Annotated in this window: 20 protein-coding genes; 14 read left to right on the plus strand and 6 right to left on the minus strand. The window is 44.1% G+C overall.

The window, feature by feature from the left end; translation table 11 throughout:
* Positions 1-6: 6 nt before the first annotated feature.
* The 8 genes from B2739_RS10095 to B2739_RS10130 all read left to right on the plus strand — a co-directional run bounded on the left by B2739_RS10095 (position 7) and on the right by B2739_RS10130 (position 8,758).
* Complete coding sequence (locus B2739_RS10095) at positions 7-954, plus strand: RodZ domain-containing protein (RefSeq protein WP_331345735.1); 948 nt, start codon at positions 7-9, stop codon at positions 952-954.
* Positions 955-977: 23 nt separating this feature from the next.
* The gene (gene ispG / locus B2739_RS10100) at positions 978-2,102 is read left to right on the plus strand and encodes a flavodoxin-dependent (E)-4-hydroxy-3-methylbut-2-enyl-diphosphate synthase (protein ID WP_331345736.1); all 1,125 of its coding nucleotides are present in this window, start codon (positions 978-980) and stop codon (positions 2,100-2,102) included.
* A gap of 32 nt (positions 2,103-2,134) precedes the next feature.
* Positions 2,135-3,406: a histidine--tRNA ligase gene (hisS, locus tag B2739_RS10105; protein WP_331345737.1), complete on the plus strand. Its 1,272-nt coding sequence runs from the start codon at positions 2,135-2,137 to the stop codon at positions 3,404-3,406.
* Between the two features lie 80 nt (positions 3,407-3,486).
* Positions 3,487-4,191 carry a tetratricopeptide repeat protein gene (locus B2739_RS10110; protein WP_331345738.1) on the plus strand — a complete coding sequence of 235 codons (705 nt, stop codon included), beginning with the start codon at positions 3,487-3,489 and terminating at the stop codon, positions 4,189-4,191.
* Positions 4,191-5,414 (plus strand): outer membrane protein assembly factor BamB, encoded by a 1,224-nt coding sequence (gene bamB / locus B2739_RS10115; RefSeq protein ID WP_331345829.1) that lies wholly within the window; start codon positions 4,191-4,193, stop codon positions 5,412-5,414. The genes B2739_RS10110 and bamB overlap by 1 nt, the downstream gene beginning before the upstream one ends.
* A gap of 158 nt (positions 5,415-5,572) precedes the next feature.
* Positions 5,573-6,976 (plus strand): ribosome biogenesis GTPase Der, encoded by a 1,404-nt coding sequence (gene der, locus B2739_RS10120; RefSeq protein ID WP_331345830.1) that lies wholly within the window; start codon positions 5,573-5,575, stop codon positions 6,974-6,976.
* A 103-nt stretch (positions 6,977-7,079) separates the two neighbouring features.
* Positions 7,080-8,276: a PP2C family protein-serine/threonine phosphatase gene (locus tag B2739_RS10125; RefSeq protein ID WP_331345739.1), complete on the plus strand. Its 1,197-nt coding sequence runs from the start codon at positions 7,080-7,082 to the stop codon at positions 8,274-8,276.
* The gene (locus tag B2739_RS10130; RefSeq protein WP_331345740.1) at positions 8,276-8,758 is read left to right on the plus strand and encodes an STAS domain-containing protein; all 483 of its coding nucleotides are present in this window, start codon (positions 8,276-8,278) and stop codon (positions 8,756-8,758) included. The genes B2739_RS10125 and B2739_RS10130 overlap by 1 nt, the downstream gene beginning before the upstream one ends.
* Positions 8,759-8,795: 37 nt before the next feature.
* On the opposite strand, the gene B2739_RS10135 is transcribed toward B2739_RS10130, so the two are convergent.
* The 3 genes from B2739_RS10135 to dusA form a co-directional block, all read right to left on the minus strand.
* On the minus strand, positions 8,796-9,260 hold the full coding sequence (locus tag B2739_RS10135; protein ID WP_331345741.1) for a TerB family tellurite resistance protein: 465 nt from the start codon (positions 9,258-9,260) through the stop codon (positions 8,796-8,798).
* Positions 9,253-10,206: a transaldolase gene (gene tal / locus B2739_RS10140; protein WP_331345742.1), complete on the minus strand. Its 954-nt coding sequence runs from the start codon at positions 10,204-10,206 to the stop codon at positions 9,253-9,255. Before tal ends, B2739_RS10135 begins: the two co-directional genes overlap by 8 nt.
* Before the next feature lie 140 nt (positions 10,207-10,346).
* Positions 10,347-11,357, minus strand: a complete 1,011-nt coding sequence (gene dusA, locus B2739_RS10145; RefSeq protein ID WP_331345743.1) for a tRNA dihydrouridine(20/20a) synthase DusA — start codon at positions 11,355-11,357, stop codon at positions 10,347-10,349.
* 129 nt (positions 11,358-11,486) lie between these two features.
* Between dusA and moaC the strand changes: the two genes are divergently transcribed.
* From moaC to moaE, 3 genes are read left to right on the plus strand one after another with little or no spacing between them, the layout of a single operon-like run.
* Positions 11,487-11,972: a cyclic pyranopterin monophosphate synthase MoaC gene (moaC, locus tag B2739_RS10150; protein ID WP_331345744.1), complete on the plus strand. Its 486-nt coding sequence runs from the start codon at positions 11,487-11,489 to the stop codon at positions 11,970-11,972.
* Positions 11,969-12,217, plus strand: coding sequence for a molybdopterin converting factor subunit 1 (moaD, locus tag B2739_RS10155; RefSeq protein ID WP_331345745.1), 249 nt, complete (start codon positions 11,969-11,971; stop codon positions 12,215-12,217). The genes moaC and moaD overlap by 4 nt, the downstream gene beginning before the upstream one ends.
* Before the next feature lies 1 nt (position 12,218).
* Entirely contained in the window at positions 12,219-12,680 is a 462-nt protein-coding gene (gene moaE, locus B2739_RS10160) for a molybdopterin synthase catalytic subunit MoaE (protein WP_331345746.1), read from the plus strand.
* A gap of 59 nt (positions 12,681-12,739) precedes the next feature.
* Here the strand turns inward: moaE and fucP are convergent, their stop codons facing one another.
* Positions 12,740-14,062, minus strand: a complete 1,323-nt coding sequence (fucP, locus tag B2739_RS10165; protein ID WP_331345747.1) for an L-fucose:H+ symporter permease — start codon at positions 14,060-14,062, stop codon at positions 12,740-12,742.
* Between the two features lie 263 nt (positions 14,063-14,325).
* Here fucP and B2739_RS10170 point away from each other — a divergent pair, with 263 nt between their 5' ends.
* Positions 14,326-15,354, plus strand: a complete 1,029-nt coding sequence (locus B2739_RS10170) for a LacI family DNA-binding transcriptional regulator (protein ID WP_331345748.1) — start codon at positions 14,326-14,328, stop codon at positions 15,352-15,354.
* Between the two features lie 84 nt (positions 15,355-15,438).
* Here B2739_RS10170 and glk read toward each other — a convergent pair whose 3' ends face one another.
* Positions 15,439-16,443 (minus strand): glucokinase, encoded by a 1,005-nt coding sequence (gene glk / locus B2739_RS10175; RefSeq protein WP_331345749.1) that lies wholly within the window; start codon positions 16,441-16,443, stop codon positions 15,439-15,441.
* Positions 16,444-16,784: 341 nt separating this feature from the next.
* Between glk and B2739_RS10180 the strand changes: the two genes are divergently transcribed.
* The gene (locus B2739_RS10180; protein ID WP_331345750.1) at positions 16,785-19,217 is read left to right on the plus strand and encodes a glycoside hydrolase family 3 protein; all 2,433 of its coding nucleotides are present in this window, start codon (positions 16,785-16,787) and stop codon (positions 19,215-19,217) included.
* A 492-nt stretch (positions 19,218-19,709) separates the two neighbouring features.
* Positions 19,710-20,921, plus strand: coding sequence for an alginate export family protein (locus B2739_RS10185; protein WP_331345751.1), 1,212 nt, complete (start codon positions 19,710-19,712; stop codon positions 20,919-20,921).
* A gap of 80 nt (positions 20,922-21,001) precedes the next feature.
* Here B2739_RS10185 and B2739_RS10190 read toward each other — a convergent pair whose 3' ends face one another.
* Positions 21,002-22,282 carry a citrate synthase gene (locus B2739_RS10190; protein ID WP_331345752.1) on the minus strand — a complete coding sequence of 427 codons (1,281 nt, stop codon included), beginning with the start codon at positions 22,280-22,282 and terminating at the stop codon, positions 21,002-21,004.
* Positions 22,283-22,879: the final 597 nt, after the last annotated feature.

Consider the following 22,879-nt stretch of genomic DNA (forward strand, 5'->3'; position numbering starts at 1 on the left):
TTTTTAATGGCATCTGATGACGATAAAAAAACAACAGACGATAGTCGGTTTCGTGAATTGTCACCTGGCAAGCTACTTGTTTGGGCGCGTGAGCGAGCGGGCCTAACTCAGGAACAGGTCGCTAAAGAGCTTTATATGACGATGACAAAAGTGCGTGCGCTAGAGTCAGATGATTATCGTCATATGGCATCGGATACCTTTACCCGCGGGTATATTCGTGCTTATGCCAACTTCGTTAAGCTAGATGTGGAGCAGGTGTTATCTGCTTATGATCGTCATGCTCAAAAACATGGACTGGTAGAGCAAGTCATCCCTCGTCGCGTTGAATCACCTAACAAACCGATATGGCAATTTATTGCATTGCTTCTAATGGTGCTCTTGGTTTTATGGCTCATTTCGATTTGGTTTTTTGATAATCGACAAAAAGAGACCTATAACAAACCAGCTACGCTTGTTCCTCCTGTTGAAACCGCCATGAGTGCACCCTTGGTTCAATCGTTCAGTTCAAATTCTGCAGCTTTCAGTAGTGTTGCAAGTTCCTTTAATTCAATAAATTCGGCGATGCCTTTATTTACGCTTGAGGGTGCGTCTGCGTCTGAGGATAAAAACTCTTCATCCTCTAGTAGTGTAGTTACAACTTCAGTTACTGTTTCCTCGCAGATGCTTAAACTTGAATCCGCAAGTCAGGCAATTTCCGGTTCGCTGGATGTTATTGCATTTAGCTTTACTGAAGAGTGCTGGCTTGAAGTCAGTGATGCCAACGGTGATGTTTTAATTGCCGATTTACAGTCATCTGGCAGCCAGGTGAAGTTACAAGGTGTGGCTCCTTTTGATGTGAAATTGGGAAATTCCCCCGCGGTAAAAATAGAATTGAATGGCGATGCGATAAAGGTAGTACCCGCACTGGGTACTAATGTGTTATCGCTAAAAGTAGGTAAGCCGAAGAGCGAATAATTTTGCACTGACTAGGATTAATTATGCACTGCGAATCTCCAATTAAACGCCGTAAGTCTCGTCAGATTATGGTTGGCAATGTTCCTGTGGGTGGCGATGCTCCTATTTCTGTACAGAGTATGACCAATACAGAAACTACAGACGTGATTGCCACTGTAGAGCAAATTCGCCGAATCCAGCTAGCGGGAGCAGATATTGTCCGTGTTTCTGTCCCAACAATGGAGGCCGCTGAAGCATTCGGTGAAATTCGTAAACAGGTATCCATACCCTTAGTGGCTGATATCCACTTTGATTATCGCATCGCTTTGCGGGTAGCAGACTTGGGTGTGGATTGTTTACGTATCAATCCAGGCAATATTGGAAGAGAAAAACGCATCAAAGCAGTTGTCGATAAAGCGCGCGATTTGAATATACCAATTCGTATTGGCGTTAACGCAGGATCTCTGGAAAAAGATCTACAAAAAAAATACGGTGAACCTACACCAGATGCTTTAGTTGAATCTGCTTTGCGTCATGTAGAGATTTTGGATTCATTGAATTTTCAAAATTTTAAGGTCAGCGTAAAAGCATCGGATATATTTATGGCAGTTGCTGCGTATCGCAAGTTAGCCACACTAATTGAACAGCCACTACACTTGGGTATCACTGAAGCGGGCGGTTTACGCTCCGGTACTGTCAAGTCGTCTATCGGCTTGGGTGCGCTTTTGATGGATGGTATTGGCGATACTATTCGTGTATCTCTTGCTGCTGATCCTGTAGAAGAGATCAAAGTGGGCTGGGATATGCTGCGCAGCCTGCGCTTGCGCAGCAAGGGTGTTAATTTCATCGCCTGTCCAAGTTGTTCGCGTCAAAATTTCGATGTAATCAAAACAATGAATGATTTGGAACAGCGAGTTGAAGATATTACCGTGCCTCTTGATGTGGCAGTAATCGGCTGTGTGGTTAATGGGCCAGGTGAAGCAAAAGAGGCGGATTTAGGTTTAGCTGGCGGTACGCCAAGTAATTTAATTTACATTGATGGCGAGCCTAATCAAAAGTTAACCAATGAAAATCTGGTGGATAATCTGGAGCGGTTGATTCGTGCAAAAGCAGCACAAAAACAAGCGCAAATAGACGCAGATGCAAAAAATATTATCGCTAAAGCCTAATCGGTTTTCGCTCGTACTTTAAAGGTTAGAAATTGAAAAAAATCCAAGCAATTCGTGGGATGAATGATCTGCTGCCCGAGCAATCTTCCTTATGGCAGTATGTAGAAAGTGTTGTTACTGATATTTTGGTTCGTTATGGTTATCAGGAAATACGCTTTCCGATTGTTGAATCAACAGAGCTATTTAAACGCTCTATCGGTGAAGTGACTGATATCGTTGAAAAAGAAATGTATATCTTTGAGGATCGCAATGGCGATAGTCTCACATTGCGCCCTGAAGGAACTGCATGTTGTGTGCGTGCATGCGAAGAAAATGGATTGCTTTATAATCAAATGCAGCGTTTGTGGTACATGGGACCTATGTTTCGTCACGAACGGCCACAGAAAGGCCGCTATCGGCAATTTCATCAAATAGGCGTCGAAACTTTTGGTATCCAGGGGCCTGATATAGATGCTGAAGTACTTATATTGAGTGCGCGTATTTTGAGAGAACTTGGAGTTGCTAGCCATGTTGTTCTACAGATCAACTCGCTCGGCAGTACAGAAGCTCGCGCGGCTTATAAAACAGCATTGGTTGCGTATTTGTCCGGGTTACAAGATCAGTTAGATGAAGATAGTAAGCGCAGGCTAGAGACTAACCCGATGCGTATTCTTGATTCAAAAGATGCCAATACTCAAAAGCTGCTCGATGCAGCTCCGGTATTACTTGATTATCTGGATGAAGAATCTCGCCTCCATTTTGATGGGCTGAGGGCATTATTAGATACAGCAGGCATACGCTATCAGGTAAATCCACGTTTAGTGCGTGGTCTTGATTATTATGGTAAAACGGCTTTTGAATGGGTGACTGACAAGCTTGGAGCTCAAAGCACGGTCTGTGCTGGTGGCCGCTATGATGGTTTAGTGGAGCAATTGGGAGGTAAATCAACACCTGCAGTTGGTTTTGGTATTGGTCTCGAGCGGCTGGTTTTACTATTGCAAGCAGTTGATGCTGTTCCTGTTGGACTTGATCAACAAGCCGATGTATTTTTGGTTGCGGTAGGCAATGTGCAATCAATTGCTATGCAATTGGCAGAGCGCATTCGTGATGAATTGCCTTTTGTTCGTTTACTGACCAATTGCGGTGGTGGTAATTTTAAGAGCCAATTAAAAAGGGCTGATAAAAGTGGTGCAGATATCGCTTTGATTCTAGGTGAAGATGAAGCTAACGCAGGTACTGTAAGCGTCAAATTTTTACGTGAAGAGATAGAACAAAAAACATTGCCTTTTGATGAGGCAATTGCTTATCTTCGCTCGCTTGAGTAGCCCCACTTTTTGAGCAAAAAAATAACGTTTTAATCATTTATTTATGTCTGGCGCGTTACGCCTTTCTATAGGAGTTAATTGTGAGTGTACATCTTTCAGAAGAAGAACAATTAGAAGTATTAAAGCGTTGGTGGAAGGACTACGGTAAAACTGTCGTAATTGCCGTTGTTGTTGCTGTGGTTGGTTATTTTGGTTACACCGCATGGCAGGATCAAAAACGCCAAAAGGCTGAGCAGTCGTCTGAGATCTACGAGCAATTGCTTAAATTAACTGTTACTGAGCCTGGTAAATCATTGAGTGTTTCAGACAAAGCAACAATAAGCCATCTAGCTGGTGAGCTCAAAGATTCCAATAGTAAAAGTATGTATGCGCACAGTGCAGCTTTTTTCCTTGCTAAATTGGCGGTTGAAGATAATAAATTGGATGAGGCTGTTACTGAACTTAAATGGGTTTTATCTGCCAAACCGGATGCCGCCACTGAGCAGCTAGCCAGATTGCGTTTGGCCCGTGTATTAACTGCGCAAAAAGCTTATGCCGATGCATTGGCTCAACTGTCACCTGAACCAGCTGCTGCATTTACATCTGAATATGCTGAAGCTCGCGGTGATATTTTAAAATTACAAGGTGATTTGGATGCTGCACGTACTGCTTATGAGAAAGCTTTGTCCGCAACAGATCCGCAACAACAAGAGCGTTACATGCTATTGCAGATGAAAGTGAATGATTTAAAAATAGGCGTAACAACGGTGCCTGCAGCTGCGGCTGCAGAGGAGAAAGCACAATGATGCAAGTCCCCGTGAGGCACTGGAGCTGCGTAGTATTGCTTTGTGCATTCGCTATGTCTGGATGTTCCTTGTTTAGCAAGAAAACCGGGAACGAACCTATGGAGTTGGTCGATTTTGAGCAAACTATCGACCTCGATAAGGTATGGAAGCGAGGCATAGGTGAGGGTCAAAACAAAGGCTTTAGTAGTCTTACTCCTGCATTGGATGATGATAAAATTTATGCGGTTGACTACGAAGGCTTGGTTGTTGCTGTCAATAATAAGACAGGTAAAAAACTATGGTCCCGTAAAGTCAACAAAGAACAGCTTGGTCTATGGGGCTGGATAAAGAGCTTTTTTGTTGCGGGCGATCCTAACCGTCAAATAGTCGGTGGTATAGCTGCTGAAAATGGTCTGCTGTTGGTGGCGACCTATGCTGGTGAAGTAATGGCGTTATCGAAAGATAATGGTGATGAACTGTGGCGTAAACAATTACCCGGAGAGATTGTGTCCGCTCCCCGGACAAACGGTAGTGTCGTTGCTACGCAAACAGTTAATGGGAAGTTATTCGCACTAGATGCAAAGACAGGGGAACAGTTGTGGTTTTATGACAACCCTCCACCAGTGCTTACTTTGCGTGGTACGCCATCGCCGATTGTTACTGATACTGCAATTTATGCTGGTTTCTCCAATGGTAGGATGATGGCTTTTAATCCCACAAATGGTTTGATTTTATGGGAGCAACGCATCGCTTCACCCAAAGGGCGTTCAGAGTTGGAGCGTATGGTCGATATCCATGCGAGTCCTCTGATTCGCGACGGTGTAATTTATGTAGGTACATATCAAGGACGAATAAGTGCATTAGCACGAGGTACCGGTAGTCCTATGTGGGGACAAGATGGGTCGACTAGTGAAAATCTGGCGCTATCAACAGATAAGCTGTTTGTTTCTCAAACAGACGGGAAACTGGTTGCTTACAGTGCAACTACAGGTGAAAAATTATGGAGCAACGAGAAAATGTTGCGTCGTAGTTTGAATGGCCCTCAAGTTTTTGGTGACTACGTCGCTGTTGTTGATTTCAAGGGTTATATGCACGTAGTCAATCAAAGTGATGGAGAATTTGTAGCTCGTGTTCGTGTTGATCGGAAGGGGGCTCGTGCTCCAATGCTAACTGATGGTGAGACTCTTTACGTGTTCACGAATCGCGGTAAGTTGATTGCTTATCGCGCAAAAGCAGGAAAATAGCTTCTCCTCAAAATACTCAGTCTAACCAGCCGCTTGAGTTTACCTTGCTTTAATGAGGTACACTTTACAGCGGCTGGTTTTGTTTTTTGGTGTAGCTAATTCTGTAGTCCGTTGTTTTCATTGCTTTCTTTGAATCTTATCCCATAGATACTTTTATGATTATCCCTGTTATTGCCCTTGTTGGCCGCCCGAATGTGGGTAAATCGACGTTGTTCAACCGTTTGACGCAATCACGTGATGCGTTAGTTGCAGACTATCCGGGGTTGACCCGAGACCGCAAGTACGGTGAAGGTATGCTGGAAAATCGCCGTTTTATTGTAATAGATACAGGTGGTATCAGTGGTGAGGAGGAGGGAATTGACAGCATGATGGCTGGACAGTCTCTATTGGCTGTTCAGGAGGCTGATATCGTACTGTTTATTGTTGATAGCCGAGCGGGATTAAATCCTGCGGATGAGTTGATTGCCAAGCATTTGCGGGTAAATAACAAGAAGACCTATCTGGTTGCTAATAAAATTGATGGCATGGATCCCGATATCGCATTAGCCCCCTTTTATGAGTTAGGGATGGGCGAGGTTTATCCTACCACAGCTAGTCATGGTCGAGGCGTTCGCTCTTTGATGGAAGAGGTTCTTGCAAAGATCCCAGAGTTTCCCGAGGATTATCAAGCTGAAGAAGCTACCGGGATCAAGATCGCTGTCGTTGGCCGCCCAAATGTCGGTAAGTCAACTTTGGTCAATCGTTTGCTCGGTGAGGATCGAGTGGTGGTATATGATCAGCCAGGTACCACGCGCGATAGCATTTACATCAATTACACTCGTTTTGATAAGCCCTATACTCTGATTGATACCGCGGGCGTAAGAAGAAGAAAAAATATTGATTTGATGGTTGAGAAGTTTTCTATTGTCAAAACCATGCAGGCTATTGCCGACGCCAATGTGGTAGTGCTGGTGATGGATGCCAGTGAAGGCGTTGTTGAGCAGGATTTGCATCTTATGGGAACGACTATTGAGGCGGGAAGGGCATTGGTTATCGCACTGAACAAGTGGGATGGTCTGGATGATTCGCACAAACAATATGTTAAGAGTGAGATTGAGCGGCGCTTACGATTTGTTGATTTTGCCACTATCCATTTTATTTCTGCTTTACATGGCACGGGTGTAGGCAACCTCTACAAATCGATTGAATTGGCTTACCAATCAGCTACAGACAAGTTTAGTACTAATTTCCTGACTCGTATCCTGCAAGATGCAGTACGTGAGCATCAGCCTCCAATGATCCAAGGACGTCGTATTAAGCTGCGTTATGCACACCCTGGAGGACATAACCCTCCGATTATTGTTATTCATGGCAATCAAACTAATGACGTACCTAGCCACTACACTAAGTATCTGGAAAAAACATTCAGACGTGTGTTGGATTTACACGGCACACCCGTGAAAATCGAATTCCGTAATAACGATAACCCATACAGTGAGCGTAAAAGCAAAATGACGCAGCGCCAACTGGTGGAGCTGCGTAGAAAAGCAGAGCGTGATAAAAAACGTAATCCGACGAAATAAGCATTTACGGCTGCTAATAGCTTGCGCTCAATGAGGTGAAGGAGTAGTGTTACGCGCCTTATTGAGAACCGTTTACTTCTGTCCTTACACTCCTGAGTAGAAGATGACATCCGCAAGCCGCAAGCTGCTTATCATCGATGACGACGCTTTGGTTCGCCAAAGTATTGTGACCTATCTTACAGACAGTGGTTTTACTGTCTGCGCCGCAGCTGATGCGACCTCTGCCCTTGATTTACTGGCTGATACTAGCTCCCTCCCTGATTTAATCATCACTGACTTGAGAATGCCTAATGGCGATGGACTGCAGCTATTGCAAACCTTGAATGAGCGCTACGGCGTAATTCCCGTGATAGTGATTTCTGGTGCAGGAGTCATGAATGATGTAGTGAGCGCATTGCGTTTGGGGGCAAGGGATTACCTTATAAAGCCTGTCGTGGATTTGGAAGTTCTTGTTCACTCGATCAATAAAGTACTGGACCGTGAAGATCTGGAGGATGAAAACCGGCGTTATCGTGTGCAGTTGGAAGAAGCAAATCGTGAGTTAAAAGAAAACCTCCGTGTTTTAGAGAGGGATCAAATTGCAGGTCGGCGGGTTCAGCGCCGTTTGATGCCATCAGGTTTTACAACAGAAGAGGGCTATACAGCAGCGCACACAATTGTCCCCTCCTTATTTCTTAGCGGTGATTTTGTTGATTATGCCCATATCAAAAAACGTTACCTTGCTTTTTATCTTGCCGATGTTTCGGGTCATGGTGCTTCCTCTGCGTTTGTGACTATTTGGCTCAAGCATCTGGTAAGCCGAATGGTGCGTGAAGAAGGTTTATTTGGTGATGAGCTTTCTTTCGCTGAAGGTGCAGATCTGATGTTGCGGCAGATTAACCGTGAGCTTCATGAGACCCGCCTGAGCCACCATCTGACCTTGTTCGTTGGTGTTATCGATACCCAGACGCACAAAATGCATTATGTGGTTGCAGGGCACTTACCAATGCCAATTTTGCTTACGACAAGTGGCGCTGAATATTTGATGGGGCGTGGCAAGCCCGTCGGTATTTTTAAAGAAATTAATTGGCAAGTATATGAATACCAATTGCCTGAACAATTTGCGCTTGTTTGTTTTTCTGATGGTGTATTGGAAATATTACCTCCAACGGAACTTCAAGATAAGGAAGCGCACCTGTTAAAACTAATTGCTTCCAGCAGTGGCAGTTTGGAGTCTGTCTGTAATACTTTAGTTATAAAAGAGATTCGCGATAACCCGGATGACATCGCAGTCCTGTCTATCACCCGAGGTATTAGTTGATGAAAGCCGGTCAGATTTTAGTTGCCGATCACGATGGTGTTTATGTCATCAAGATGGTGGGTGATGTTCGCCTGACTCTGTGTATTTCGTTCGATCAGTTCATTGATTCAATGTTCAAGAATGCACATTTCACATCTGTGCTTTTTGATCTATCGGAAGCAGAAGCAATTGATAGTACGACGCTAGGTCTGATGGCAAAAATTTCTATTTTGGGGCAGGAGCAGCATGGTGTCATACCGGTAATTCTTGCCAGCAACCCCAGTATCCAGCGAATTCTCCAGACAATGGGGTTTAGTGACATTTTTGTTATCGTGGATAAATTGGATGAGCCAGTTTTTGCTGAGCAACCGCTGAATTGCATTAATTGCGATGAACAACAAGTAAAAGAAAAGGTAATTGAAGCACATAAACTGCTGATGGGATTAAATGCCAGTAATGCTGATACATTCCGTAATTTGGTCAACATGTTAGAAAACTGCTAAGTCCTTTCTGCAATAAGATTCTTTCTGTTTTTCCTATTTACTGCGACAAACCACTCTTTACTACGCTTTTTGCCCGAATAAATTCGTTATGGGGCACATAGATTAAATCTGCAATTTTACGTATCACGTAATCTTCATACTTATTCAAAGTACCATCGGCATAAGCAACTTCCCACATGGCTTTTATTAGATTGAATTTTTCTTGGGCATCGCAGTATTGATTGATGAGTTGAGTGAATTGGTGAAGAGAGGTGGAATGTTCTGATTCACTTTTGGCCAGATCAATTAACTCTGAGATCTCACTGGGCGATAAACTGAGCTTGCGTATGAGCAACTGCCCCAAACGCTCCATCTCTGTACCAGAAAATTCGTGATCTGCCATAGCTACTTCAACCAATAGCGCTGCAATAGCTATGTGTTTTTGATGTAGAGACAGTGTTGGTGAAGCGCCACCCGCGGGTTGCAGGTGGCGCTCGATAAAGCGAGAAAGCTTACTAAGCACGAGCTTTTAACAGATTTTCAAGGTTAATTTGGTCTTTTACAAAACCACGAATACCTTCAGCTAATTTCTCGGTTGCCATTGCATCTTGATTCAAGCCGAAGCGGAAGCTTTGCTCGGTTTCGATGCGCTTGGCAATGCTTTCGCCAGTACTGTCAGGTGAGAGTACACGCTTAAGCTCATTTTTGTCCTGATCCAGCTCTTGAAGCAGTTGTGGGCTGATGGTTAATCGATCACAGCCTGCTAAAGCTTCAATCTCTCCTGGGTTGCGGAAGCTTGCGCCCATAACAACAGTTTTGTATCCATGTTGTTTGTAGTAGTTGTAAATATGACGAACAGAAATTACACCGGGATCTTCTTCAGCGGTGTAGTCTTTTTTGTCGGTATTGGCTTTGTACCAGTCCAAAATACGGCCGACGAATGGTGAAATCAAAAATACGCCCGCATCGGCACAAGCTGCAGCTTGGTTAAAGCCAAATAGCAAAGTGAGGTTGCAGTTAATGCCTTCTTTTTCCAATACTTCTGCAGCACGTATACCTTCCCACGTGGATGCAAGTTTGATCAGAACACGAGATTTATCGACACCGCCTTTCTCGTAAAGCTTAATCAGTTCGTGAGCTTTCGCGATAGATGCTTTTGTATCAAACGAGAGACGAGCATCGACTTCAGTAGAAATACGGCCTGGAACGATCTTCAAAATCTCCAGACCAATACCTACCGCCAAATGATCACAGGCGGCACTCAGTTGTTGTGCGCTATTGGTGATACTCTTGCTTGCATTAATCGATGCAGCCAAGAGGTCTTGATATTGCGGCATTTGCGCAGCTTTATAGACCAGTGATGGGTTGGTAGTTGCATCCAGTGGTTTATAGAGGCGGATAGCTTCGATGTCGCCGGTGTCAGCAACTACGTCGGTAAATTGTTTCAGTTGTTCAAGTTTACTAGTCACAGTGGTAATCCTATCTCTGAAAGTACAAGTGGTTGATCTTCATTTATTGCCGTCAGATATATTGTAGTCTTAATGACTTTATGCTGGAAGCTGTCATTTTTTATAAGTAGTGAAATCAATAGTCACAACGGATGTTACGCTTATACCCCTTGGTAATCCTCCGCTAATGGTAACTCATTTAGTGCTTTAAGGGCGCGCTCCAACACTTCAATTCCTGCACCAGGCTTATGCGCCTGTTCGCTGATAATCCGCCTGAATTGTCTTGCGCCCGGCAAGCCTTGGTAGAGTCCAAGAATGTGGCGCGTGAGATGATTAAGGCGAGCACCCTTTGCCAGTTGTGTCGCACAATAGTCCATGAAGCCTTGCATCACTTCATCCCTGCTGACTATGTGACAATCATCGCCATAAATCGTTTGATCCACCTTGGCTAGCAGATAAGGGTTGCTATAGGCTTCTCGGCCAACCATTACGCCATCAACATGTTTCAGCAAGCTTTGGCTTTGCTCTAATGTGGTTATACCGCCATTAATAATGATTTCCAGGTGAGGGAAGTCCTGCTTTAACTGGTAAACCTTGTCATATTGCAATGGCGGTATCTCGCGGTTTTCCTTTGGACTCAAACCTTTTAGCCAGGCTTTGCGCGCGTGGACAATAAATGTGGTGCAACCAGTAGCGGCGATAGTGCCAACAAACTTCACCAAACCGGCGTAATCTTCCATATCGTCAATGCCAATACGGTGCTTAACCGTAACAGGAATTTTTACCGACTGTTGCATATTGGCAATACAATCGGCTACCAGTTCTGGCTCTGCCATCAAGCAGGCACCAATCATTCCGTTTTGAACTCGATCGCTGGGGCAGCCACAGTTGAGGTTTACTTCGTCATAGCCCCAATCCTCAGCGATTCGGGCACATTCAGCCAAGGCAGTTGGATCGCTCCCGCCAAGTTGTAATGCAAGTGGGTGCTCGCAGGCGTTGTAGTCCAAAAAGCGGGCTCTATCACCGTGCAACAGTGCACCTGTGGTCACCATCTCAGTGTATAAAACGGCTTTTTTGGTGAGCAAACGCCAAAAGGTGCGGCAATCAGAGGTTGACCACTCCATCATTGGGGCGATAGTAAAGCGTCGATCAAGAGCTTGAGGTAGTGTCATCAGGTCGGGGAGTTCATGTGCGAGAAAACGAAAAAAGTCGCGGCTGCAGGCCGCAGGTGTTTTATGATAACCCTATTTCCCACTGGCTGCACGGCAAACCCAAACAGAAAATAGACGGATGAAGCACTTATGTCTTTAACTCATATCGATTCCCACGGTCATGCGAGTATGGTCGATGTTTCGGAAAAAATACTTAGCATGCGTGAGGCTCGTGCATTTGCGCGAGTGGTCATGAAACCGGAGACGCTTGCGCAAATAAAAGCAAACAGTTTGAAAAAGGGGGATGTATTAGCGGTTGCGCGAATTGCGGGAATTCAAGCTGCAAAAAAATGCGCTGATTTAATTCCTTTATGTCATCCATTAGCCCTCAGTAAGGTTGCTGTGGAGTTTGAGTTAGATGATGTCCGTTCAGCTGTTAACATCACCAGTTATTGCAAGCTCACTGGACAAACAGGGGTAGAAATGGAAGCACTAACTGCAGCCAGTATTGCTGCGTTAACGATTTATGATATGTGTAAAGCGGTTGATATGGAAATGGTTGTCGAGCAAATATGTTTATTGGAAAAAGCTGGCGGCCGCCGTGGCCATTATGTTCGGGCAGGAAACCAGCGATGATTCATGTTGTATTTTTAGCGCAATTGCGTGAGCAATTAGGCATAGCTGCGATGGATGTTCCTATTGCTGACGTTGAAACAGTGGAGCAATTGAAAAATCATCTCGTATCGCAAAATCCTTCGTGGGAAATACCATTGCTAAATGCCAGAATTTTAGTTGCAGTCAATCATACTTATGCAAAAAGTGATCAGGTATTAGTTGATGGCGATGAAGTAGCATTTTTTCCTCCAGTGACAGGCGGCTAACATGGTTTTTTCAATTAGCGTGCAAAAACATGATTTTGATGTGGGGCAGGAATATGCTGCCTTAGTTGCAAATGATACTACTGCAGGTGCAATCGTATTTTTTGTGGGGCGTGTTCGGGATTTTAATGATGGGCATTCTGTAGAGAAACTTTCTCTGGAGCATTATCCAGGAATGACTGAGAAAGTGTTGGAGCAAATACTGGAGGTGGCGACCCAGCGTTGGTCATTGGTGTCGGCGCGTATTGTTCATCGTGTGGGTGATTTGCTGCTAGGTGATCAAATTGTTTTTGTCGGAGTGAGTAGCGCGCATCGTGAACACGCATTTCAAGCAGCGGAGTTTTTGATGGATTTTTTAAAAACCCAAGCACCATTCTGGAAAAAAGAATCCACTGCGCAAGGGATTGTATGGGTCGAAGCCAAGGACAAAGATGAAGAGGCAAGTAAGCGCTGGAAAGAAGAATGATTATTAAAAGGAACGGTAAATCCATAAAAAACGGGCACTCGAAGGTGCCCGTTTTTTTATTATAAATGCGCTGGTTCAGAAGAGGGCGCTGTTTTATACATGCCGGCATATTTAATACCAAAATACATGATATAGAGATAACAAGCTGCAGGTAGTAAGAAAGATATTTGCAGGCCAAAGGTGTCCGCTAATGTTCCTTGAATCAATGGAACAATTGCACCACCTACAATTGCCATACACAAAAAGCCCGAACCTTGACCAGTAAACTTTCCAAGATTATTCAAAGCCATACTGAAAATGGTTGGAAACATAATAGAGTTGAATAAACCAACAGCAATAATTGCCCACATCGCTAATTTACCGTCGGTAAATGTTGCTGTTAACACCAGCAAAACTGCACAAGCACAATTAAATGCAAGCGTTTTACCTGGGCTTACATAGCGCATTACTGCAAAGCCAATAAAGCGGCCAATCATAGCGCCACCCCAATAGTAACTTACCAGGTGAGCAGCATCTGCTTCTTTTAGGCCTGCGATATTTTCTTCGCCAAAGAAATTTATTAATAAGCTGCCGATTGCTACTTCTGCACCAACATATAAAAAGATACCAATAGCACCTAACACCAAGTGTGTATGCGACAAGGCTGATTCTTTATTTGAAGCCATATCACCTGAAATACTCGGCTCATCATCGTGTTGAATTTTAGGTAATTTCGCGAAAGCAAAAAATAATGCAAGACCAAGTAATGCGGCAGCCAAAGCAAGATAAGGCCCTTGTACGGTTGCGGCTTCTTTTGCTTTATATGCAGCTACCTCTGCGGCAGGCAACAGGGCAAGCTGGTCTGCAGTCAACACTGCGCCGCCCAGAATTAAAATACCGCCTAGCCAAGGAGCGATGGTGGTTCCTAATGAATTGAATGCTTGGGTTAGTGTGAGACGGCTAGACGCAGTTCTTGCTGGGCCAAGCACAGTGACGTAAGGGTTGGCAGCTACTTGTAAAATGGTAATACCGGATGCCAGCACAAACAGTGCAAATAAAAACAACGCATAACCGCTAGTGGCGGCGGGATAAAATAATGCACAACCGGATGCTGCGATAATCAGCCCCGCAACAGCACCATTTTGATAGCCCAGTTTTTTTATCAATGCACCTGCTGGGAGGGAAATCACGAAATAGGCACCAAAGAAACAAAACTGTACCAGCATTGCCTGAGTGTAGCTCAGGGTATACACGCTTTTCAGGTGAGGAATCAAAACATCGTTCATCGATGTGAGTAAGCCCCACATAAAAAATAAAATAGTAATGATGATGAGGGGAATTGTGTTATTGCCGGTACTGATCGCGCTGGGTTGCGCGGAGGAGCCTTGCGGTATGCTGGCCATGGTTCTACCTCGTTGTTATATAAATGGTCTGTCGTTGTTGTGGTCTTCAATGATGCACGCTTTTCAAAGGCCTGCATCAAGCGCGCAGTACTATAATCCAAGGCTATAAAGCTGTCACATTGTTTGTTCCCGGTTTACAATTTGATCCAATATAAATGCCTTGTGGTCATTTTGACTTATTTTGTGTGGTGCGAGTGTCTATTGCTTCGGGAATTGGCGATTGTTGCAGTTAGACAAAGATAACAACAATGAGGGGTTATTCTGTGGCAAAAGCAACAATAGATGATGTGGCTGCTCTTGCGGGCGTATCAATGAAGACTGTGTCTCGTGTCGTTAATAATGAGCCTAATGTCCGCCCTGCAACACGCGAAAAAGTTGAGGCCGCTATTCATGCTTTGGAGTATCGCCCCAACCAATCTGCGCGTAGTTTGGCAGGAAATAAATCTTACTTGTTAGGGCTTATTTATGGGCATCCCAGTGCACACTACGTGTTGGATATTCAGGAGGGGGTGTTGGAAATATGTCGCCCCCAGCGTTATGAATTGTTAGTGCATCCCGCCATACACCGCGATCCAAATTTGATTAGTGAAGTTACCGATTTGATTTTGGAGAAGCGGGTTGATGGTGTAATGCTGACGCCGCCTTTATCAGACAATATGCATGTTCTCAATTTACTTAAAAAAATGAACATTCCATTTGTGCGTGTTGCTCCGACAGAAAATAAATCCATGTCGCCCTACGTAGAAACAAATGATCAGGAGGCCTCTTATGATATGACTTGCCAGCTGATTACGTTAGGGCACACGCGTATTGGATTTATCTGTGGTCATCCCGACCACCGGGCAATGTCATTGCGCTATGAGGGATATAAGGCTGCGCTCATTGAAAATGATCTTCCGTTACTGGACGAACTGGTAGAGCAGGGCGATAACTCGTTTGAATCCGGTGAAATGTGTGGAAAAAAATTACTACAAAATGCCCAGCGGCCAACGGCTATTTTTGCTGCAAACGATGATATGGCCGCGGGCGTAATGATGGTGGCTCATCAGCTTGATATTAAAATTCCTGCGCAATTATCTGTGGCAGGATTTGATGATACACCTGTCGCCCATCAGCTATGGCCATCGTTAACTACCATTCGTCAGCCCATTCGCCAAATGGCAAAAAAGGCAACAGATCTGCTACTTAAACTATTGAAAGGCCGCGAGATCCAATTGCCTGCAAGTATGTTGAGTTCAAGCATTATCATACGAGCTTCAACAGGCACCTTGATTAAATCAAAAGAAAAGTAGTTCCAGGTTTACAAATTTTTCTCCAATAAAAAATGCACCAAAAGGTGCATTTTTTATTGGGGTTTTTACCAGTTTGGGCATCGATTATTGTGGCTTTAATTCATCAGTATTATTGATTAACCAAGCTGCAGAACCAACTAATGCCGCTTTGTCATTAATGATGAGCCGGATGGAAATGTCGCTCACATAGCCCGCCATTGGGCCTTTGTTTTTGTAACGCTCCAAAAAGTGCGATTCAGGTAAGAGATCAATCAACTTGGGTGTAATCCCGCCACCTATTACTACCCCTCCGCGTGCACCGAGAGAAAGTGCTTTGTCGCCAGCAACTTCGCCGAGCACATCGCAGAATGTCAACACTGCTTCGCGGCAAAGTGAATCTTCGTTGGTAATACCTTTGGTGCTGACATCTGCTGGTGTATAAGCTTGGGCGTTTACTCCCGCATTGTGTGCGATAGCGCGGTACAAAGTAACCAGTCCTCCGCCGGATAAAATATTTTCAACAGATACATGGTTTTGTTCTTTTAACAAAAATGATTTGATCGCTAATTCTTTTTCGTTTGTTGGTGCAAAGCTAGCGTGACCACCTTCGGTGGGGATGATTTTCCAATTGTTTTGGTTGGGTACTAATGCAGCCATACCAAATCCAGTGCCGGGGCCCATTACAACAATAGGTGCATCGGTATTCACTTTGTGTGAATCGTAAAGCGTTACCAGTTCATCATCTTGTAAAAACGGAACCGCGTAAGCAAGAGAGGCAAAATCATTAATAACATGCAGGGTTTTCATGCCAAGCTGGTCGCGCAAACCATCAATGGAAAATTTCCAATTCAAATTGGTCATCGCCGCTTGTCCATTTTCAATGGGGCCAGCGATAGCAAGACAACCATAGGCGGGGACATCTATGCCGAATTCTACGCAACAAGCCTTAATCATGGTTGCCATATCGGCATAGTTGGCGCATTTAAGGGTAATTTGGCGCTCAGCTGCGTAATTAATCTTGCCATTTGCGCGATTCTTTTCGGTATCGAACTCAACCAGACCGAAGCGGCCGTTAGTGCCTCCAATATCAGCTACCAGTAACAGGCTCATGCGACTCCTCAACTTCTTTTAGATAGAAGATTAAATAGTTATGGGTGATGTGTTTGTGTAGTGGTTAAGTGCGGGAGGATACCATAATCCGGAAGAGCGGAAATTCACTTTTTCTTGCATCCTATGAAAAATAGCTAACCAATTTGTTGTTATGCAACATTAATGCTTTTTCGAGAAAAAGACTGAGGGATAGTGGGAATAAGTCGGATAAATCGAGTCTTTCCAGTGGTATTTTATTGTTAAATTGACAGCGCTGTCATTTTGGTGATACTGTATAGTCAGTGTAATTATTTATCCCCTTTGGAGGTTGCAGCGTGCAATGGCCTGGCGTCACTAGCAGAGTGAAAAAAGATCCTATCCTTGAAGCGAAAATAAGTGATTTTCTCAAACGGATGAGTCTCGAAGAAAAGATAGGGCAGATGATTCAGCCGGAAATACGTCATCTGACGCCTCAGGATGTGAGGGACTACCATATAGGTTCTGTTTTGAATGGTGGTGGTTCAGTACCGAATGGCAATCGTTACTCGAAAGCAGCCGATTGGCTCGCTATTGCGGATGCGTATTACGAAGCCTCAATGGATACAAGTGATGGAAAACTGGCAATCCCTATTATGTGGGGTACTGATGCCGTGCATGGCGTCGGTAATATTGTGGGCGCAACCCTGTTTCCCCACAATATCGCCTTGGGCGCTGCGCGCAATCCGGAATTGATAAGGGAGATAGGTCGTATTACTGCAACCGAGATTGCTGTCACCGGATTGGATTGGGATTTTTCTCCAACAGTTGCTGTTGCTCGTGATGATCGTTGGGGGCGCACCTATGAATCTTATTCGGAAAATCCTGATCTGGTTCGAGAGTATGCCGGCAAGATGGTAGAGGGGCTTCAGGGTGATGCTCGGGATGTAGATTTTTTATCGAATGTTCGAGTACTTTCTACGGCTAAACACTTTATTGCAGACGGCGGCACCCACAATGGTATTGATCGTGGCAACTGCATTGATGATGAAGAAACGTTGTATCGTGTCCACGCGGCCGGATATTACAGTGCAATCGAAGCTGGTGTTCAAAGTGTAATGGCATCGTTTAATAGTTGGCATGGCGATCACATGCATGGCCATCGCTATCTATTGACTGATGTTTTGAAGGAGCAAATGGGCTTTGATGGTTTGGTGGTCGGTGATTGGAATGGGCACGGTTTTGTTGCCGGTGCAACAGTGCTGAATTGTCCGCAAGCTATTAATGCTGGATTGGATGTTTTTATGGTTCCCGATCCGCAATGGAAAGAGCTATATCACAATACTCTTGAGCAAGCTCGCACTGGCGTCATTCCAATGAGCCGTATCGACGATGCGGTGAGTCGTATTTTGCGTGTGAAATTGCGTGCAAATCTATGGGAAAAAGGCATGCCATCAAGTCGCTCCCTTGCAGGAAAGGATGAGCTATTGGGTGCGAAAGAGCATAGGGCAGTAGCGCGTCAGGCCGTACGTGAATCTATCGTTCTGTTAAAAAACAAAAAGAACACATTGCCGCTTTCCCCCTGTGCGCATGTGTTAGTGGCCGGTGATGGGGCAGATAACATCAGCAAGCAAACAGGTGGCTGGTCTGTTAACTGGCAGGGTACCGGAAATACGATAGATGATTTCCCCGGAGCGACTACTTTATGGTCTGGTATCCACCAAGCTGTGACCTCGGCAGGTGGTAAAGCAACGCTTAGTGTTGATGGCACGTTTAGTGAAAAGCCTGATGTGGCGATTGTGATATTTGGTGAAGATCCTTACGCGGAAATGCAGGGAGATATCCAATATCAGTTGTTAAAGGCAGGTGATACCAGTGATTTGTTATTGCTAAAGAAATTAAAAGCTCAGGGGATACCTGTTGTTGCATTGTTTATAACGGGGCGGCCCATGTGGATTAACCGTGAGTTGAATGCTGTAGATGCTTTGGCGGTTATTTGGCAGCCGGGCACCGAAGGTGCTGGTGTTGCTGATGTGATTTTTAAAACAATAGAAGGACAAATTAATTACCCAATGACTGGGCGCTTGGCTTTTTCCTGGCCTAAATCTCCTGATCAAGGCCCATTAAATATTGGTGATGAGAATTATGACCCTCTTTTTGCCTATGGGTTTGGTTTGCGCTATGGCGAGGTTGATACGCTGCCAGATGATCTATCGGAAGAGGGGCTTTCTCTAGAGTCAGGCTCCGTGGTGTTGGAGTTATTCAATCGTCGTCCTTTGGGTGCTTACAGCATAATCCTGGAAGGCAAAAATAATGATCGCGCTACGCTCAATGGCAATATTGCCCGCGTATCGACTCTTGAGGTCACTTGTGTTGATCGCGATGTGCAGGAGGATGCGCGTCGTGCAGTATGGAATGGTGAAGGTGAGGGATTGGTCGCCTTATCAACTCCAAATCGACAGGTGCTAAGTGATTATTATGAGTCCAGATCTTCTCTGGTTTTTGATATCAAAGTTGATGCGGCACCCGCCAATAATGCATGGGTACGTATTGGTTGTGGCCCTTCGTGTTATTCCCAGGTTGAGATTTCAAAAGAGCTATCTACCATCGAGGGCACGGGCTGGCGAACATTAATAGTTGATTTGCAATGTTATCCGGATGCAGGTACTGATTTTGGTTTGAAGCGTACACCCCGTGAGTTATTTGCATTGATTTTGGAGCCATTTGCATTGGTATCTAACGACAAAATGGATATCTCATTCGCCCAAGTACGTATTGAAAAAGAGCTGGCACAAGGCGCGAGTGTTCGTATTCAATAGTGTTGGATTGTTCGTGTTAACTCTATCAACCGCACAATTCTTGTGCGGTTTTTTTATACCTTGTAATTGGTGATGAGCTATTGTTTTTAATAGCTGTGTTACGTTTTTGTGCAAAGGCAAAACACACGGTGCAAATTCATGATCCAAAATAAAGCGATGTTGAATTTATTTTTGATTACAAATGGCGCGCGAAAGTCATGCGCATCCCTGTAAGTGGGCGCCCCCAAAAAATCATATATTTCTGCTTAAAATTTTTTAACCTTCCTATCTAATTGATTAACAATGAATTATTCCATTGGAAGAGATTCAAAAAATCAATTGGCATAAGCGTTGCTCTACTGGATTTCAGTCATCTACATATCGTGAGCGCAAACAGAAAAAATTCTTTTTTAGTGCACGGTAATGAGCAAATTTAAGAAGCCTTAAACTTGTTTTCAAAATGTTGATGATCGACCAAGTACACATCAATGAAAATTTATTGGGGAAGTTTCTATGAAAAAAAATATAATCCATTTTCTTGTCGCTGCGACCTCGTTGGTATACCTGGTCCCTGTGGTATCAGCAAAAACATTTACAGAATCAATACAGCAAGGAAGTGTGGTAAAGGTAAATTTTCGCACTCGTTACGAAGATGTCAGTGAGGATGGGTTAAAAGATTCTGATGCGTTGACTGCTCGTTCGCGTTTGTCATATCAGTCTGGTGCATGGAATGGATTTGGATTTTCAGCAGAATTTGATGATGTAACTGAATTAACGAATAAAGTTGATTATCGTACAGCTCCGGCAGGCGATCCCAATAATCCAGGTACTGCTGTGATTGCTGATCCGGAAGGCACTGAGGTTAATCAGGCATTTATTTCTTACACTACATTTAATAATCAAGTTAAGTATGGCCGTCAACGTTTGATTTTTGATAATGCCCGTTTTGTTGGAAATGTGGGGTGGAGGCAAAACGAGCAAACCTATGATGGAGTATCCTTCACCAATAAAACAATTCGCTACACAAATGTTGCTTACGCATATATTAAAAATGTAAATCGTATTTTTGGTGAAAATAATCTGAGTCAGGGAGATCACAATCATAATAGTCATGTATTGAACCTGAGTTACACGGGTTTTGAAGCAGGAAAGTTAATTGGTTACGCTTATTTGCTCGATGTGGAAAATCCTGCAGCAAAAGGGTTAAGCAGCGATACGTTTGGTGTGCGCTGGCAGAGTGCGACCGATGGCAGGTTTGCTTACAATTTGGAGTATGCAAAACAGTTGGATGCTGGTGTGGCGGCTGCATTCGAGACGGATTATCTTCTTGCGGAAGGTGTACTCAATATCTCTCGATTTGTCTTCACACTGGGGTATGAGGTGTTGGGGTCTGATGAAGGAAAATACGGTTTTGCAACTCCCTTGGCTACTCTTCATGCTTTTCAGGGGTGGACTGACAAGTTTTTGAATACCCCTGCAGCAGGTATTGAGGATAAATATCTAAATGTGGGCATGAATGTACTCGGGGCGCAGTTTCTGGCGAGTTATCATCAGTTTGATTCTGATGAGGGGAATTTTGATTATGGTAATGAAATTGATTTCAGTGTTAGCAAAAAAATTGGTTCTGTGGTGTTGACAGCAAAATATGCTGATTTCTCAATGGGAGATGTTACGTCATATAAAGACACTAGTAAGTTCTGGTTTATGGCAGATTGGAATTTCTAAATTTTATGACAATTTTCTGCATTATTTGTAATAAAAAAGGCCGCAAATTTGCGACCTTTTTTATTACTCAAAAAATATAACTATTTTTTAGGGTAGTCGCGCTTTGGGCTGCCAGTGTATTGTTGGCGAGGGCGACCAATTTTATAAGTGCCACTAACCATCTCGTTCCAGTGAGAATACCAACCAACAGCGCGTCCCAACGCAAAAATCACTGTGAACATTTCTGTTGGGATACCAATGGCTTTCATGATAATGCCAGAGTAGAAGTCAACGTTCGGGTAGAGTTTCTTGGAAATAAAATAAGGGTCCTCCAATGCAATTTGCTCAAGGCGTTTTGCAATTGCAAGCAGCGGTTCATTTTCCAGGCCTAACTCTGACAAAACTTCATCGCATGTTTGTTTCATAACTTTCGCGCGTGGGTCGAAGTTTTTGTAAACACGATGACCAAACCCCATCAAACGGAAACCAGAGGTTTTATCTTTGGCGCGCGCAACGCAGGCTTCAATGTTTTCAACGGTGCCAATCTCTTCCAGCATTTCCAATACGGCTTCATTAGCACCGCCGTGAGCAGGACCCCACAAGGTAGAAATACCTGCTGCAATCGCAGCAAAAGGATTGGTTCCAGATGAGCCTGACAGGCGCACGGTGGAGGTTGATGCATTCTGTTCGTGGTCAGCGTGAAGGATAAAAATTCTATCCATCGCTTTGGCAATAGTTTTGCTCACACTGGATGGTTTTCCAGCTGTGCCAAATGTCATATTCAGGAAGTTTTCAGCGTAATCAAGGCTGCTATCTGATGCAACGAATTCCTCGCCTTTGCGATGCTTGTATACCATTGCTGACAAGGTGGCGATTTGGCCAATCAGACGATAAGCAGTTAATTTGCGACTTTCTGCATTGGTAATGTCGATTTCATCATTATAAACAGCCGCTAAAGCAGCAACTGCGCTACACAAAATCGCCATTGGATGGGATTCGCGTTTGAAGCTTTTGATGATATTTGCAACAGAAGGGTCTACAACGGAGTGTTTTTTAACTTCGGCAGTGAATTCTTCTTTTTGCGCCGGGGTTGGCAGTTCGCCATTCAGGAGGAGGTAGCAGGTTTCGATGTAATCAGAGGAGACAGCAAGTTGTTCAATCGGATAACCGCGGTGGAGTAACACACCTTCGTCGCCATCAATAAACGTAATTTTGGATTCGCATGAGGCGGTGGACATAAAGCCCGGGTCAAACGTGAAAAAGCCATTCTTGGTAATACTGGTAACGTCGATAACATCAGGGCCGATAGTGCTCGAATAAATAGGCAATTCAATCGTCGTATCAATGCCATCAATCTTGAGATGTGCTTTCTTGTCAGTCATTACTGACTCCTGTGCTTACTGATTGGACTTAAGGCTTGAGAGAAGCATGTTTCGCTCTGCTCATCGAATAAAACTGTAGGTGGTTTGTTTTGGCCGGCCTCTCTGGGGGAGGGGACATCACAAGCCTGCTTTCTACATGTGTGGCGTTATGGGCCGGCTACTTTTTATGGACTAGTCAGCTGTATGTGGTTTGCTGACGCTGCCGTTAGCGAGCCGCATTATAGATGAGTTGTTTGTTAAGACGAAAGTTTTTGGCGCATCTCTGTGGCAAATTCTTTTGTCTTTTTTTGAGATTTTCAATATCGTGCGAAAGAGGTTGCCAGAAACGCTTGGGTGACACATTTAATCTCTTGCATCTCGCTGGGGCGTACCGACAAAAATGCACGTATTAAGTGCGTTTTCATGAAAATATTTTATTAAAATCAGGATGTTGCGTAAAAGTTCCGTTAAAAATTCAAAAACATTTTCATGCTCATATATATAAAGATTTGGGCGCGGGTTTTTGTTTGTGTTTCAAGAGGTCAGTCTCTATAATGCTGCGCGACTTGCAGGGCGTGTTTCATTTGGAGTCACTTGTTAGTGATAAAAAAATGAAGC

Origin of the sequence: Cellvibrio sp. UBA7661, from assembly GCA_002483365.1 — a bacterium.
Classification (GTDB): domain Bacteria; phylum Pseudomonadota; class Gammaproteobacteria; order Pseudomonadales; family Cellvibrionaceae; genus Cellvibrio.

Excerpts from the sequence above, each read along its gene's own strand:
- B2739_RS10095 (WP_331345735.1), top strand. The coding sequence starts at position 7 with ATGGCATCTGATGACGATAAAAAAACAACAGACGATAGTCGGTTTCGT.
- ispG (WP_331345736.1), top strand. The coding sequence starts at position 978 with ATGCACTGCGAATCTCCAATTAAACGCCGTAAGTCTCGTCAGATTATG.
- bamB (WP_331345829.1), top strand. The coding sequence starts at position 4,191 with ATGCAAGTCCCCGTGAGGCACTGGAGCTGCGTAGTATTGCTTTGTGCA.
- B2739_RS10125 (WP_331345739.1), top strand. The coding sequence starts at position 7,080 with ATGACATCCGCAAGCCGCAAGCTGCTTATCATCGATGACGACGCTTTG.
- B2739_RS10130 (WP_331345740.1), top strand. The coding sequence starts at position 8,276 with ATGAAAGCCGGTCAGATTTTAGTTGCCGATCACGATGGTGTTTATGTC.
- dusA (WP_331345743.1), bottom strand. The coding sequence starts at position 11,357 with ATGACACTACCTCAAGCTCTTGATCGACGCTTTACTATCGCCCCAATG.
- moaC (WP_331345744.1), top strand. The coding sequence starts at position 11,487 with ATGTCTTTAACTCATATCGATTCCCACGGTCATGCGAGTATGGTCGAT.
- moaD (WP_331345745.1), top strand. The coding sequence starts at position 11,969 with ATGATTCATGTTGTATTTTTAGCGCAATTGCGTGAGCAATTAGGCATA.
- moaE (WP_331345746.1), top strand. The coding sequence starts at position 12,219 with ATGGTTTTTTCAATTAGCGTGCAAAAACATGATTTTGATGTGGGGCAG.
- fucP (WP_331345747.1), bottom strand. The coding sequence starts at position 14,062 with ATGGCCAGCATACCGCAAGGCTCCTCCGCGCAACCCAGCGCGATCAGT.
- glk (WP_331345749.1), bottom strand. The coding sequence starts at position 16,443 with ATGAGCCTGTTACTGGTAGCTGATATTGGAGGCACTAACGGCCGCTTC.
- B2739_RS10185 (WP_331345751.1), top strand. The coding sequence starts at position 19,710 with ATGAAAAAAAATATAATCCATTTTCTTGTCGCTGCGACCTCGTTGGTA.
- B2739_RS10190 (WP_331345752.1), bottom strand. The coding sequence starts at position 22,282 with ATGACTGACAAGAAAGCACATCTCAAGATTGATGGCATTGATACGACG.